The sequence below is a fragment of the Mesorhizobium sp. M0136 genome (assembly GCF_040322515.1).
In the GTDB taxonomy this organism is placed as follows: Bacteria; Pseudomonadota; Alphaproteobacteria; order Rhizobiales; family Rhizobiaceae; genus Mesorhizobium.
Genome location: NZ_JAMYTP010000015.1, coordinates 82,641 through 95,882 on the forward strand (window position 1 = coordinate 82,641; position 13,242 = coordinate 95,882).

The following is a 13,242-nucleotide window of genomic DNA, read 5'->3' on the forward strand; positions in this document are numbered from 1 at the left end:
GCCGAAAAACGCATGGCTGAGGGATGGCCTTTCGTTCCTGCTTCCGGTTCCGCTTGCCCCCCTCGGGCCTCCCGGCCCTGCCGATGGCGATTCTTTTGCAGCTCTTTTGTGTCGCCTACGCCAACGCTCTCGAACTCAAACCCTTCAAGGACGATCTGTTCGCCTATCCGGTCACACTCTCGTCCGAGAGCAACGGCGCCTATACGGTGGTCGATTATCGTGAGCTGCGCGACATCAACGCTCGTGACGAAGTGCCTGAGCGTCGTGTGCACGCGCAATACACCGAAACCGGCGTGCGCAAGGTGCAGCAGGATCTCTTGCTGAAGACCGACGCCGGCGATGTCCACCACATTGCCGTCGGCAAGACCGGGGGTGCCAGCATCATCGTGCTTTATCTGCACGGGCAGGGCGGCAGCCGTAAGCAGGGCACCGACGACTTCACCTTCGGCGGTAATTTCAATCGCATCAAGAACCTGATGGCGGGCAACGGCGGTCTCTATCTATCGCCGGACTTTTCCGATTTCGGCGACACAGGTGCCGCCCAGATCGCCGCGCTGATCGACCACTATGCCGAACAATCGCCGAGCGCAAAAATCTTCGTCGCCTGCGGCTCGATGGGCGGCTCATTATGCTGGAAGCTGGCCGCCCGCAATGATACCGGCCGGCGCATCGACGGGCTGCTGCTGCTCGGCTCGCTATGGGACGAGAGTTTCTTCTCAAGCCCCGCCTTCAAGCGTCGTGTGCCGGTCTTCTTCGGCCAAGGCAGCAAGGACCCGGTGTTTCCAATCGAGAAACAGGAAGCCTTCTTCCGCTCCATCCTGGCCAAATCGAAGAGCTATCCCACGCGCTTCGTCCGCTTCGAGACCGGCACGCACGGCACGCCCATCCGCATGACCGACTGGCGCGGCACGCTCAACTGGATGTTGTCGAAGGCCCCTTAAGGCGCGGTATTGTAGTCGACGACCGTCTGCGGATTTTCCTCGCCGTCATAAGACGCGTCGACGTCGTACTGGACCAGGGAAAAATCGCCGTTGCGAAACAGATAGGTCCCCGACGAAGAGGCATCGCCGATGCCACGCCATTTGTTGAAGGTGGTGATCGTCTTGGTCTCTTCGTCGTAATCGGAATTGGTTGCCCAGCCGGAGGTCTGGAAGCCAACTATGGTCATGCCCAGCAATTTGCCGTCGCTGTCATTGTTCTCGTAGCGGATGTCCATTTCAGGTTCGGCGAACTGCAATTGTCTTACGCCAAGCACGTCGTCGCTCATGTAATAGATCGAGTTTTCGTTGTAGGCCGCGGCCGAGCAGGCGAAATGGAAAAGCCGCGTTTCGCTTTCGGGATCGCTGGCAGCCGCATCCTTGTCCTTGTAGTGGATCGAGAAAATGTCCGGCTTCTGCGCCAAAAGATCCTTGTCGCACTGGTCGCCATAAGTCGCGGCAAACGCCTTGTTGGCCTGCTCAAGCGCTGCGTCCTTCTTCGGCGGCGGCGGTCCTTCGCCGCAGCTTGCCGGCACGGCATCCTCGAAATCGGCCTTTGAGGGTTTCAGCGCACCCTTGTCGATGAAGATCGAGCGAAATGGCGGTTCCTGGATCGAGGCGTTGATCTGGCGCAGCGTATAGCAGCCGGCAAAGACATTCTCGCTGCCGTCCTTGGCCGTCGCCCGGATGGCGACCGGAACGCTGTAGTAGATGCTGCCGGCAGCCCCGTCTTCGGATACGCCACCGGTTTTCACTTCGACCGTGTCCGTGCCGTCATAGCCTTTGACGAAGGAATTGAAATCCTTGGCCGGCTTGGTGTCGCCGAAATAGTCCCAGGCGCGCGCGAATTCGTGCCGGCTGATGGCACTATAAAGCGACCGGATCACCGCTTCGGCATTCGACCTGTCGTCGATATAAGGCGCGTCTGCAGCGAGCGCCGATTGGCCGGCAGCGGCAAGAGAGATAAAGGCGGTCGCTGCAAAAAGGGCGCGTCTCATCGGGAACCTCCACTCGATAAAAAATCCTATCATATCGATTGCGGCGACGTGGTGACGCTTGAACAATCGCCTGCGAAAGCGCTACCTCTCGCCATAGGCAGTAGGGCCCCGTGGAGATTTCTTGTGACCATATCAATGTATGAAGCATCCGTGCCGGTATTTTCGGCGAGGCTGAAGTCACTAGCCAATGTGCTGAACATTGCCGAGCAAAATGCGGCTGATCGCAAGATCGATCCGCAGGTGTATCTGACGGCGAGGCTGGCGCCGGACATGTTTGCGCTGACCAGGCAGGTACAGATTGCCACCGATCACGCCAAGGGCGCGCCGTCGCGGCTTGCCGGGCGTGAGGTGCCAAAATACGAGGATAATGAGACGAGCTTCGTTGATCTGCAGGCCCGCCTTACCAAGACGCTCGACTATCTCGCGACATTTTCGGCCGCCGAATTCGATGGTTCAGATGACAGGATGGTCGAACTGCGGCTTGCGGGGCGCGAGGTTTCGATGCCCGGAATGCAGTATCTGCTGCATGCCGCCATGCCCAATTTCTACTTCCACCTGACCACCGCCTACGACATCCTGCGCCACAACGGCGTGCCATTGGGCAAGTCGATCTTCCTCGGATTGCGTTGAGATCAGCTCGTGAGATATCCCGCTGCGGCGGGATATCTCACGGCGCGCTGTTTAGCGCAGGGACATTTCCCGGGCGATGCGCGGGAAATCGGCCGGCTTGACGCCGATATCGGCGCGATCGGCGTTGCTCATCGAATGGAGCAGCGCCAGTGCCGCACGATAACGCAGCTGTTCCCGCGGACGCGGACGGGCGAACATTTCAGTGAAGAATCCCATGATTCAAGCCCCTTATTGAACCTCCACGGCCGTCAATATAGGCAGATCATGACAATTGTGCAGTGCAGCATTCGCATGGCAGCCATGCTGCCCTGATCATTTTTGACATAATTCGGCTGTTCCGGCGAAACTTCTGCGGTGCTTCGACCGTAGGCCTCAGTGCCGGCACCTGGCCGGTTTTTCCTCGCCATTCCTGGCGAACTTCCGGACTGCATTCACATGCAGTCCGGCTTTTTTGTTAGCCGCAGCGAAAAACTCCGTTCGCCGGCATCCTGGGAAAGTCGCCTGGCCTGCCGTCGGTGGGCTTGGAAGCGGGCGGCGCTTTCCTGTATGCTATTGCTTCCTCCTCGCGCAGCCGCGCAAAATTCCCGCCGGAGAAACTCCATGCACAAACGCCGTCTCGGCCAGACCGATCTTTTCGTGTCGCAAATCTGCCTCGGATCGATGACCTGGGGCCAGCAGAACACCGAGGCGGACGGTCACGCCCAGATGGATCTGGCGTTTGCTCGCGGCGTCAATTTCATCGACACCGCCGAACTCTATCCGATCCCGCCCAAGGCGGAGACACAAGGCCGTACCGAGACAATCATTGGCAATTGGATGAAGGAGAAGCGCAATCGGGACCAAGTGATCATCGCCTCGAAGGTAGTTGGTCGCACCGCCAATACTTGGTTTCGCGGCGACCGCCCGTCTAAGCTGGTGCGCGCCGATATCTTCGACGCTATTGATAAGTCACTCGCCAGGCTCAACACCGATTACATCGACCTATATCAGATCCATTGGCCGGAACGCGACGTGCCGTGGGGCGCCAATCCGAACCGCATCGGCACCTTGCCGCGACGCTCCGATGCCGCCGGTGTGCCGGAAGGCGAGACGCCGATCGCCGAGACGCTTGCCGTATTTGATGAACTGGTGAAGGCCGGCAAGATCCGCCATTTCGGCCTGTCGAACGAGAATTCCTGGGGCGTCATGCGTTTCATTGCCGAAGCCGACAAGGGCCTCGGCCCGCGCGTCGCGTCGCTGCAGAACGCCTATAATTTCGTCAATCGCACCTTCGAGGTGAACCTTGCCGAAGTCTGCGAGCGCGAGCAGGTGTCGCTGCTTGCCTATTCGCCGCTGGCGCAAGGCTATTTGACCGGCAAATACGATCATGGCGCCCGGCCGCAGGGCTCGCGCTCGCAGTTGTTCAACCGCGGCCAGCGCTACGAGACGCCGAATGCTGCCGAGGTGCAGCTCGAATACAACCGGTTGGCGCGCACCTTCGGCATGGAGCCGGCGCTGTTTGCCAATGCCTATGTCTCGAACCGGCCCTTGGTCACCTCGAACATCATCGGCGCCACCACCATTTCGCAACTCGAAATGGCGCTCTCTTCCGCCGACGTGGTCTGGACCGAGGACATGCAGAAAGCCGTTGATGCGATCCATCAGCGCGTCGGCAATCCGTGCCCTTGACGCGTCGGGACGTGGTTGTCCGATTGTCATAAGGAGAGGGGAACAGCCATGGGCTTCCGGATCGACGCGGTGCGCGCGAAATTTCCGGCTTTGTCGCTGACCGACAAGGGCCGCCAGCGCATCTATCTCGACAATCCTGCCGGCACGCAGGTCCCGCAGTCGGTGGCGGACGCGGTGTCACGCTGCCTGCTGACCACCAATGCCAACCTCGGCGGCTTCTTCGAGACCACCATTGCGGCACAGGACATTGTCGACGAGGCCCATCTGGCGATGGCCGATTTCCTGGGTGCGGCAAGTCCGCAGGAAATCATCATCGGTGCCAACATGACGACCTTGACCTACCACATGTCGCGAACGCTCGGCCGCACGATGAAGCCCGGGGACGAGATCATCCTCACCCGCATGGACCATGAGGGCAACGTCTCACCCTGGCTGCAACTGGCTGAAGACCTTGGCCTTGTCGTGCGCTGGCTGCCTTTCGACCAGCAGAGCTGGCAGATCGAGGAGGCGGCGCTCGCCGCGTTGCTTTCCGAGAGGACGCGGCTCGTCGCGCTCAACTACGCCAGCAATCTCACCGGGTCGATCAACCGGGTGAAGGCGTTGACCGGCATCGCTAGGCGGGCTGGTGCGTTGGTCTACGTCGATGCCGTCCAGTTCGCGCCGCATGGTCTGATCGACGTCCAAAACCTCGGCTGCGATTTCCTGATCTGCTCGGCGTACAAGTTCTTCGGCCCGCATATGGGAATTTTGTGGGGCAGGCTGGACGTTATCGATGCGCTTAAGCCGTATAAATGCCGTTGCTCGTCCAATGCCTTGCCGGAGCGCTTCGAGCTCGGCACGCCGCAAATTGAATTGATGGCCGGCCTGTCGGCGGCTGTCGATTATTTTGCCGAGTTGGGAGCGGCAGCTGGTGCGCAAGGGTCGCGTCGGCGGAAAATCGCCAAGGCCTTCGAAGTCTCAATCGCTTACGAGAACCCGCTAACGCAACAGTTGATCGACGGTCTGTCGGATATTGCCGGCCTGACCATCCACGGCATCACCGATCCGAAGCGGATCAATGAGCGTGTGCCGACGGTGTCGTTCACTGTCGAAGGCATAGCGCCGGAGACGATCGTGCGGCAGATGAATGCGGAAAACATCTTCCTGTGGTCCGGCCACAACTACGCCTGGGAGATCGTCCACCAGCTCGGCATCCCGGCCGAGCAGGGCGTGGTGCGCATCGGCATCGCCCATTACAACACTGCAGCCGAGATCGACGAGACGCTGGAGAGCGTGCACCGCGTTGTCGCCATGCTGAGGCACGAGCGATCCTGAGCGGGCCACGCCGACGGATCATCGCTTGTGGGCGCCGCCAAAACCGATGAGGAAGGCGGTGAGATTGTCGCCGAGCTCGTCGCAGAGATAGCCGCCTTCCTGGACGATGACCGTCGGCAGCCCGAGCCCGGCGATCGCCTCGCCGATGCGCGAAAAACCAGGCGTGCTCACCGACAGCCCGCCGAACGGATCACCTTCGAAGGCGTCCAGCCCCAGCGCGACCACAAGCGCATCGGGCGAGAAGGCGTTGATGCGCTGGAACGCTGCCGCCAGTGCTTCGAGGAAAGCCGCATCGCCGGATTTGCGCGGCAGCGGCAGGTTGAGATTGTAGCCGAGGCCGGCGCCTTCGCCGCGCTCGTCGGCATAGCCCCAGAAAAACGGATAGAAACGCACCGGGTCGGCATGCAGCGACACGGTGAGCACGTCCGGCCGGGCATAGAAGATGCCTTGCGTTCCGTTGCCGTGATGCAGGTCGACATCGAGGATCGCCACCCGCGCCGCCTGCTTGCGCAGAACCTGTGCGGCAACCGCCGAATTGTTGATGAAGCAGAAGCCGCCGGCGACGTCGGCAAAGGCGTGATGGCCGGGCGGCCGGCACAGCGCATAGGCGGCGGGCGCCCCCGACATCACCGCCTCGGCGGTTTCAACCGCGCTCCAGGCGCTCCAAAGCGCGCTCTGCCACGTCTCGCCGGAGATCGGGCAGGCGGTGTCGGCCATGTGGTAGCCGGCTTGCCCGACCGCCGAGGCCGGATAGGAGCCGTTCCGCGCGATCGGGTGGATGTTGGGGATGACCTCGGCCGAGGCGCCCTCGATGCGCTGCCAGCGTGCGAAGATATGGTGAAGGAAATCGAGATATTCCGGCGTATGTACCGCAGCAATCGGGCCGAGTCCGTGATCCCGCGGCCGTTCGATCGTGCAGCCGGCAGCCTTTGCGCCGGCCAACAATCGCTCGACCCGTTCCGGCTTTTCCGGATTGGGCCGCGGCGCGCCGCTGGAGAGGAACGCCTTCGGGTCGTGGCGCTTCTGTTCTCCGGCATAGAAGGCTTTCATGTTGGCTCCTCCGGTGCATCGGCGAATGCGAAAAAGGCGTCGCCGACGATCTTCTGCACCTGCTCGTAGCTGGACCAGGCAATGCCCAACCGTTCGTAAAAAGCCTTGGCGGTCTCGTTGTCGGTATCGACGGACAGCTTGAGATAGACGCCGCCGTCCTTCCGGCATTGCGCCGCGACCCGGCGCAGCAGGCGCTCGCCGATCCTGCGGCCGCGAAACCGGTCCTCGACATAGAGATCCTGCACATAGACGCCGGGCCGGCCCATCCATGTCGAGAAGATTGGAAAATGCAGGCAAAGCCCGGCAAACTCGCCGCCGACCTCGGCGATCAGGGTCGAGAAGGCAGGCTTCTCGCCAAAGCCATAGGTGCGGAGATCCCGAGCTGTCGAGGTGATCTCCTGATGTGCGCCGACATGCGCGCCGAGCCGTAGGAGCGCGGCGTGGATGGTTTCGACGTCCTCCACCCGGCCGGGGCGGATGACGATGTCTCTTGACGGTTGGTTGGTCACGGCCGCATCTCAGAACGCCACGCGATCGCCGCCCTTGAGTGCCAGCATGTGCCGCGCCTGGGCCGGCGTCGCGACCTCCAGCGACAATCCGTCGAGTACGCTGCGGATGCGGCGCACCTGGTCGGCATTGGACTTGGCGAGTTGGCGCCCGTCGTAGAGGCTGTCCTCCAGCCCGACGCGGACATTGCCGCCCATCGCCGCCGCAATCGAGATCATCGGCATCTGGTGGCGTCCGGCGGCCAGCACCGAAAATTGGTAGCTGTCGCCGAACAGTTTGTCGGCGATGCGCTTCATGTGGATCAGGTTTTCTGGATCGGCGCCGATGCCGCCAAGAATGCCCAAAACAAACTGGATGAACAAAGGTCCAGACGCCAGCCGACGATCGCGAAAATGCGCCAGCGAATAGAGATGGCCGACATCGTAGCACTCGAATTCGAAGCGCGTGCCGCAACCGCGCCCGAGCTTCTCGAGCACCGTCTCCATGTCGGCAAAGGTGTTTTTGAAGATCGTGTCGCGGGTGGCCTCGAGCAGTTTCGGCTCCCATTCGTGCTGCCATTCCCGCGGCCGCTCGAGCATCGGGAACAGCGCAAAGTTCATCGAACCCATATTGAGCGAACACATTTCCGGCTCGGCCCTGAGCGGCGCGGCCAGCCGCTGGTCGAGCGTCATCAGCGACGATCCGCCGGTGGTGATGTTGATCACCGCATCGGTCGCCTGCTTGATGCGCGGCAGGAACTGCATGAACACCTCGGGGTCGGCGGTCGGCCGCCCATCCTTAGGGTCGCGGGCATGAAGATGCAGGATCGAGGCGCCGGCCTCGGCGGCGGCGATTGCGTCTGCGGCGATCTGGTCCGGCGTCACTGGCAGATGCGGCGACATCGACGGGGTGTGCACCGACCCGGTGACGGCGCAGGTGATGATGACTTTGCGCGGTGCCATGGCTCGTTCCTCAGCCTTCGACCGGCAGGTCGAGCTCGCCGGCCAGCACCTCGAGCGCGTCACCGATGATGGATATGATCTCGCCGATCTGCGCGGCGGTGATGATCATCGGCGGCGCGACCATGAAATTGTCGCCGTCGACACCGCCCTTGACCTTGCGTCCGTAGATGATCAGGCCGCGCTCATAGGCGAGGTCGAGCAGGCGCTGAGTGGCCTTTTTCGCCGGCTCGATCGGCCTCAGCGTGTCCGGATCGGCGACCATTTCGGCACCGGTGAGCAGGCCCTTGCCGCGGACGTCGGCGATGAACGGAAACCGCTTCGCCAATCCCTTCAGCTCGGCCATCAATAGCTCGCCCATGACAGCCGCGTTCGCGATCAGGCCGAGACGGTCCATCTCGCCGAGCACGGCGAGCCCGGCGGCGCAGGCGAGCGGATTGCCGGCATAGGTATGGCCGTGCTGGAAGCCGCCCGACGCGAGCAATGGCTGCACCAGCCGCATCGGTGCCGCCAGCGCACCGAGCGGCGCATAGCCCGAGCCCAGCCCCTTCGACAGCGCGACGATGTCTGGTTTGCAGTTCCAGTGGTCGCCGCCAAGGAATTTTCCGGTGCGGCCGGCACCGCTCATCACTTCGTCATGGATGAGCAGGATGCCGTAGCGATCGCAGATCTCGCGGATGCGCGGATAATAGCTGTCGGGCGCCACCAATGCAGCCGTGGCAGCGCCGCCGACCGGCTCCATGATGAAGGCGAGCACGCTCTGCGGTCCCTCGGCGAGGATCTTTTCCTCCAGCATGTCGGCGTAGCATGTGCCGCGCTGTTCCATCGAAAGATTGTCGCGGTCACGCCAGGCGGCAGGCGCCGGCACCGTCGGCATGACCTGCATCATCGGCGCAAACGTTTCGGCCAGCGCATCGTCGCCGGTGACGGCGAGCGCGCCGAGCGTGCCGCCATGATAGGACGGAAAGCGCGTGATCACCTTCCAGCGGCTGGGCTGGCCGATGGCGACCGCCCATTGCCGCGCTAGCTTGACGCAGGATTCCGTTGCCTCCGAGCCACCGGAGACGAAAAAGATGCGGTCCAGGCCCTCGGGGAGTTTGGCCGCCAGTTGCCGCGCGAGCTCCTCTGCCGGTTCGTTCTCGAAATGCAGGCGGTAGGCGAAGGTGGCGCGGTCCATCTGCCGTTTCATCGCGTCGAGCACGTTGCGATTGGAGTGGCCGATATTGGCGACCATCGGGCCGCTCGATCCGTCGATGAAGCGGCGGCCATCCTGCGTCCACATGTAGATGCCTTCGGCGCGGTCGATCAGCGGCCGGCGCAGGCTGGACAGATAAAACAGATGCGAGGCTTCGCGGGCTTCCGGGGCAGGGGACTTCAGCATGTCATGACTTTCCGAGATAGCGGTCGAGGACATTTCTGGTAACACGCTCGACCAGCGCATCCTGCCTTAGCAGGCCGGCAACCCATTCGCAGCTTCCGGCGTGAAACACCTCGCCTTTGCCGCGCCGGAAATTGACGATCATGCCGTTGCCGCGTTTGACCTTGTCGAGATTGGCGTCGCTCACCTCGCCGAACAGCGTTTCGGCGGTGAAGCGGCCGTCCTCGTCGCCGAGGAACTGGTCCTCGAACGGGATGTCGGCGCTTTCCTCGACCTGGGCAGCCATGCCGACCGCGAGCACCTGCAGGCCGTCCGGTGCGCCGCTGTCGGACGTCGGGTAGGGCAGGCCGCCGCGGATCTCGAAATCGAGCCCATCGACCTCATAGCCATAGACATGGCTGTCGGCGCCGAGCAGGTCGCCATAGTAGATGCCGGTACCGGCAAAGGCCCAATGCTCCGGCCGGTAGACCGGAAAGCCGCGCACACCGCGCGGCGCGCAGCCGCCCCAGCCGGCATAGACGCCTCTTGTCGCGTTGAGGCCGAAGGTCGCCGCACCCGGCCGGCCGATTTCCGGCGCTTCCCAGGAATTGGTGGCGCGCCTTATATCGCCGCCGCGATAGGCCGGGTCCTCGGCGCGGGCGCGGTATTTGTAGCAGACCTGCCGGCGGCCTTCGTCCTCCAGCCTGGTCTGCCACATGAAATTGCCGGCAAAGCGCGCCGCATGACCGCCGCGCTCGACATAGGTGTCGACCGCATCGCGCATTTCCCAGGTCCAATATTCGTCGTGGCCGACGAAGACGACGCAGTCATAGCCGTCGAGAATGTCGGGCGAAAAATGCAGATCGTGCTGGCTGGCGAGATCGACGGCGTAGCCGGAACGCTCAGCGAAGCGGAAGAAATGGCTGTCGTAGCTTGCCCAGCCGGCTGAGGCGTATTTCTTCGAATGGCCGGTGGCAAAGGCCCATTCCATGTGCGGATAGCGCGGCACGGTTTTCGGCGGCACCGCGACTTCGAGCGGCACGCGCGGCGCATCCTTGGGCAGCACGACGAAGCCGCGGCACCAAGGCCGCTGCGTCGACACCATTCGTGCATACTGGTCGCGGGCCGGCCCGGTGATGCCTTCGTAATGGTTGGAACCGCCCCATGTGTTGTAGGCGAGCCAGGTGCCGGTGGCCGCGACCTGCAGCACGCGGCCGGGTTTCTTGCCGGGCTGCGGCGAGACGATGAAAAGGTGATGACAGCGGATCGGCTTGCCGTCGCGACCGTCCGCTTCAAGCGTGACGCGATAGGCGCCGGATGGCCAGTCGTCGCCGATGCGAAACTCGAACGACGCCTGCCAGCCGCAGCCTTCGACCGAACATTGATCCGGCGTATCTTGCCAGCGCGCCGCAATCCCGGTCCTTTCGAACATTGTCGTTTCCGCGCGGCCGTCGCGGATGATCGCGATGCCGAAACCGGCGGCCGTCGAACTGACATGCAGCGCCACCATCTCGCCGGGGCGATAGGAAAAACGGTCGCTGTAGCACCAGATTTCGCCGCGCCCGCCATCCATACCGGGCCATTCCCAGTAATGGCTGCGCACCGCCTGGCGTCGCTGCTCCGGCGTCAGTCCGAAATCGGGAAACTCGGTCGGCAGATGGTTCATGGACACCGCTAAGTTCGAAGGCCGCCATTTCGGCTATCCGCCGGCCAAGCGTCAATTGGAAACGATCGGGCCAGCCATTGCCGGGCTGCTCCCTTGGCCTTGCCGGCCAAACAGACTATCTCACAAAGGGCGGCCTTGTCCGCACGGGAGCCGATATGCTGAGAGTGCAAAAGGTCAGGGTCGACGACATCTACGTGCCGACCGCGCGCAAGAAGACGCTGCATCCTGAAACCGTCCGCCATCTGGCCGAGGACATTCTGGAAAACGGCATGAAGATGCCGATCCAGGTGCGCCATGACGGCAAGCGCCACGTCTTGGTCGAAGGCCTGCATCGGCTGGAAGCGGCCAAGTGGCTCGGCGAGACCGAGATCGACGCCTATCTGGTGCAAGCCAAGCGCCACTGAAGCCACTCGGTTCCGTCGCTCGAATCTCCGGTCCCGCGGATTTTTTCGCGGGCCGTGTCGGCTTGCGTCTTGTCGGTTCGTCCTAGACACGAAAGCCAAACCGACGTGTGAGGAACGCCATGACCACCAAGCTCGACATCGCCCCCAACTCCGACCGCGAGCTGGTTCTCGCCCGCATCATCGATGCGCCGCGCGAGAACGTCTATCGCTGCTGGACCGAGCCGAAGCTGCTGACGCAATGGTTCTCGCCGAAGCCGTGGACGACGCCGCGCGCCGAAATGGATGTGCGGACCGGTGGCTCCACCCTTGTCGTCATGGCCGATCCCGACGGCAAGGAGTTCCCGAATCCAGGCATCTTCCTCGAAGTCGTACCAGGCAAAAGGCTCGTCTTCACCGATGCCTATGCCAGGGCGTGGGAGCCGTCCGAAAAGCCGTTCATGACGGTCGTGCTGACCTTCGACGACGAGGGCGAGGGCAAGACCCGCTACATCGCCCGGGTTGCGCATTGGTCGGTCGCCGACCGCGAACAGCACGAGAAAATGGGTTTTCACGACGGCTGGGCCAGTGCGCCGAACAGCTCGAGGAGGTCGCCAAGCTACTTTGATGCACAAGCGACTTTGATGCAAACGAGAGAGGGAGACTGATATGTCCAGATCGATATTTATTGCCATTTTCGCCTCGGCCGCCGCGCTCTTTGCCGCGCCGGGCGCCATCAACGCAGAGGAGGCCAAGCCCGCCATGACGACCGCAACCGCAACACTGCCGAAGCCGCAAAAGTCCGGCCTGCTGCCGATCAACGGCCTGAACTATTATTCCGCCGTCTATGGCAAGGGCGAGCCGCTGCTTCTGCTGCATGGCGGTCTCGGCACAACCGACATGTTCGCGCCGATCCTGCCGAAGCTTACCGAAAACCGCACTGTCATCGGGGTCGACCTGCAGGGCCATGGCCGCACCGCGCTCGGCGACCGGCCGCTCAGCCTGGAGGCGATGGGCGACGACATGGCGGCGATCGTCAAGGCGCTCGGCTACGACAAGGTCGACGTCATGGGTTATTCGCTGGGTGGGGGCGTCGCCTTCCGCATGGCCGTGCAGCATCCCGACGTGGTGCGCCGGCTCGTCCTGGTCTCGACCGGCTACGCCGCGGACGGCTTCTATGCCGAGATGCGTGGCCAGCAGGCACAAGTCGGCGCAGCGATGGCCGACATGATGAAGGACACGCCGATGTACAAATCCTACGTCGCGGTCGCGCCGCATCCGGAGGATTTTCCGAAACTGCTCGACCAGCTCGGCGCTTATATGCGCAAGGACTACGATTATTCTGCCGACGTGCCGAAGCTGAAAATGCCGGTCATGCTGGTGTTCGGCGACAGTGACATGTACCGGCCCGAGCACGAGATCAAGTTCTACCAGATGCTTGGCGGCGGGTTGAAGGACGCCGGCTGGATGCGCGAGAACCTGTCGCAAAACCGCCTGGCGATCCTGCCGAACCGCACGCACTATGACGTGTTCTTCGCGCCGGAACTGACAGCTGCCACGCTGCCGTTCCTCAATGGCGAGACCAAGGTCAAGACTTGGGATGAGGTCGTCAACGAAACGAACTGACGCTCAGTCAATTGTCTGCCGGCCGTCTCCCGCGAGATGGCCGGCATTTCGTTGATGAGGCCTTGGCTCGGCGCATCCAGCCGATCGCCCATCGGCCGGATCACAGCTTTAGATAACGCCATCAAAGCTTT

The 13,242-nt window shown here is 62.6% G+C and carries 13 protein-coding genes and 1 pseudogene; 7 read left to right on the forward strand and 7 right to left on the reverse strand.

Translation table 11 applies throughout. The features are described 5' to 3' along the window. The first annotated feature begins 83 nt into the window (after positions 1-83). Complete coding sequence (locus tag NKJ35_RS19135; protein WP_352649180.1) at positions 84-941, forward strand: alpha/beta hydrolase family protein; 858 nt, start codon at positions 84-86, stop codon at positions 939-941. On the opposite strand, the gene NKJ35_RS19140 is transcribed toward NKJ35_RS19135, so the two are convergent. Beyond that, complete coding sequence (locus tag NKJ35_RS19140) at positions 938-1,975, reverse strand: DUF1176 domain-containing protein (RefSeq protein ID WP_352649182.1); 1,038 nt, start codon at positions 1,973-1,975, stop codon at positions 938-940. The genes NKJ35_RS19135 and NKJ35_RS19140 overlap by 4 nt on opposite strands. Before the next feature lie 123 nt (positions 1,976-2,098). On the opposite strand from NKJ35_RS19140, the gene NKJ35_RS19145 reads away from it, so the two are divergent. Next, complete coding sequence (locus NKJ35_RS19145) at positions 2,099-2,605, forward strand: DUF1993 domain-containing protein (protein WP_254817666.1); 507 nt, start codon at positions 2,099-2,101, stop codon at positions 2,603-2,605. A gap of 51 nt (positions 2,606-2,656) precedes the next feature. Here the strand turns inward: NKJ35_RS19145 and NKJ35_RS19150 are convergent, their stop codons facing one another. Then, positions 2,657-2,821: a hypothetical protein gene (locus NKJ35_RS19150; RefSeq protein ID WP_023674744.1), complete on the reverse strand. Its 165-nt coding sequence runs from the start codon at positions 2,819-2,821 to the stop codon at positions 2,657-2,659. A gap of 384 nt (positions 2,822-3,205) precedes the next feature. On the opposite strand from NKJ35_RS19150, the gene NKJ35_RS19155 reads away from it, so the two are divergent. After that, positions 3,206-4,273: an aldo/keto reductase gene (locus NKJ35_RS19155; RefSeq protein WP_352649184.1), complete on the forward strand. Its 1,068-nt coding sequence runs from the start codon at positions 3,206-3,208 to the stop codon at positions 4,271-4,273. Between the two features lie 48 nt (positions 4,274-4,321). Then, positions 4,322-5,587, forward strand: a complete 1,266-nt coding sequence (locus tag NKJ35_RS19160) for a cysteine desulfurase-like protein (RefSeq protein ID WP_352649186.1) — start codon at positions 4,322-4,324, stop codon at positions 5,585-5,587. Positions 5,588-5,605: 18 nt separating this feature from the next. Here the strand turns inward: NKJ35_RS19160 and NKJ35_RS19165 are convergent, their stop codons facing one another. The 5 genes from NKJ35_RS19165 to NKJ35_RS19185 are packed head-to-tail and all read right to left on the reverse strand — an operon-like array spanning position 5,606 to position 11,105. Then, a complete protein-coding gene (locus NKJ35_RS19165) occupies positions 5,606-6,637 on the reverse strand; it encodes a histone deacetylase family protein (RefSeq protein ID WP_352649187.1) in 1,032 nt (343 codons plus the stop codon). Continuing rightward, positions 6,634-7,146, reverse strand: a complete 513-nt coding sequence (locus NKJ35_RS19170) for a GNAT family N-acetyltransferase (protein WP_352649188.1) — start codon at positions 7,144-7,146, stop codon at positions 6,634-6,636. The genes NKJ35_RS19165 and NKJ35_RS19170 overlap by 4 nt, the downstream gene beginning before the upstream one ends. Before the next feature lie 9 nt (positions 7,147-7,155). Then, positions 7,156-8,085 (reverse strand): 3,5-dioxohexanoate:acetyl-CoA acetone transferase, encoded by a 930-nt coding sequence (gene kce / locus NKJ35_RS19175; protein ID WP_352649189.1) that lies wholly within the window; start codon positions 8,083-8,085, stop codon positions 7,156-7,158. Between the two features lie 10 nt (positions 8,086-8,095). Next, positions 8,096-9,463, reverse strand: a complete 1,368-nt coding sequence (locus tag NKJ35_RS19180; protein ID WP_352649190.1) for an aminotransferase family protein — start codon at positions 9,461-9,463, stop codon at positions 8,096-8,098. A 1-nt stretch (position 9,464) separates the two neighbouring features. After that, the gene (locus NKJ35_RS19185; protein ID WP_352649191.1) at positions 9,465-11,105 is read right to left on the reverse strand and encodes a N,N-dimethylformamidase beta subunit family domain-containing protein; all 1,641 of its coding nucleotides are present in this window, start codon (positions 11,103-11,105) and stop codon (positions 9,465-9,467) included. A 155-nt stretch (positions 11,106-11,260) separates the two neighbouring features. Here NKJ35_RS19185 and NKJ35_RS19190 point away from each other — a divergent pair, with 155 nt between their 5' ends. From NKJ35_RS19190 to NKJ35_RS19200, 3 genes and pseudogenes are all read left to right on the forward strand, one after another. Then, positions 11,261-11,509: a ParB N-terminal domain-containing protein gene (locus NKJ35_RS19190; RefSeq protein WP_254817674.1), complete on the forward strand. Its 249-nt coding sequence runs from the start codon at positions 11,261-11,263 to the stop codon at positions 11,507-11,509. 119 nt (positions 11,510-11,628) lie between these two features. Beyond that, positions 11,629-12,113: pseudogene (locus tag NKJ35_RS19195) on the forward strand (SRPBCC family protein). Positions 12,114-12,154: 41 nt separating this feature from the next. Next, entirely contained in the window at positions 12,155-13,111 is a 957-nt protein-coding gene (locus tag NKJ35_RS19200; protein ID WP_352649192.1) for an alpha/beta fold hydrolase, read from the forward strand. Positions 13,112-13,242: the final 131 nt, after the last annotated feature.

Bases quoted from the DNA above. Each gene is read 5' to 3' on its own strand.
- NKJ35_RS19135 (WP_352649180.1), top strand. From the start codon at position 84: ATGGCGATTCTTTTGCAGCTCTTTTGTGTCGCCTACGCCAACGCTCTC.
- NKJ35_RS19140 (WP_352649182.1), bottom strand. From the start codon at position 1,975: ATGAGACGCGCCCTTTTTGCAGCGACCGCCTTTATCTCTCTTGCCGCT.
- NKJ35_RS19150 (WP_023674744.1), bottom strand. From the start codon at position 2,821: ATGGGATTCTTCACTGAAATGTTCGCCCGTCCGCGTCCGCGGGAACAG.
- NKJ35_RS19155 (WP_352649184.1), top strand. From the start codon at position 3,206: ATGCACAAACGCCGTCTCGGCCAGACCGATCTTTTCGTGTCGCAAATC.
- NKJ35_RS19160 (WP_352649186.1), top strand. From the start codon at position 4,322: ATGGGCTTCCGGATCGACGCGGTGCGCGCGAAATTTCCGGCTTTGTCG.
- NKJ35_RS19165 (WP_352649187.1), bottom strand. From the start codon at position 6,637: ATGAAAGCCTTCTATGCCGGAGAACAGAAGCGCCACGACCCGAAGGCG.
- kce (WP_352649189.1), bottom strand. From the start codon at position 8,085: ATGGCACCGCGCAAAGTCATCATCACCTGCGCCGTCACCGGGTCGGTG.
- NKJ35_RS19180 (WP_352649190.1), bottom strand. From the start codon at position 9,463: ATGCTGAAGTCCCCTGCCCCGGAAGCCCGCGAAGCCTCGCATCTGTTT.
- NKJ35_RS19185 (WP_352649191.1), bottom strand. From the start codon at position 11,105: ATGAACCATCTGCCGACCGAGTTTCCCGATTTCGGACTGACGCCGGAG.
- NKJ35_RS19190 (WP_254817674.1), top strand. From the start codon at position 11,261: ATGCTGAGAGTGCAAAAGGTCAGGGTCGACGACATCTACGTGCCGACC.
- NKJ35_RS19200 (WP_352649192.1), top strand. From the start codon at position 12,155: ATGTCCAGATCGATATTTATTGCCATTTTCGCCTCGGCCGCCGCGCTC.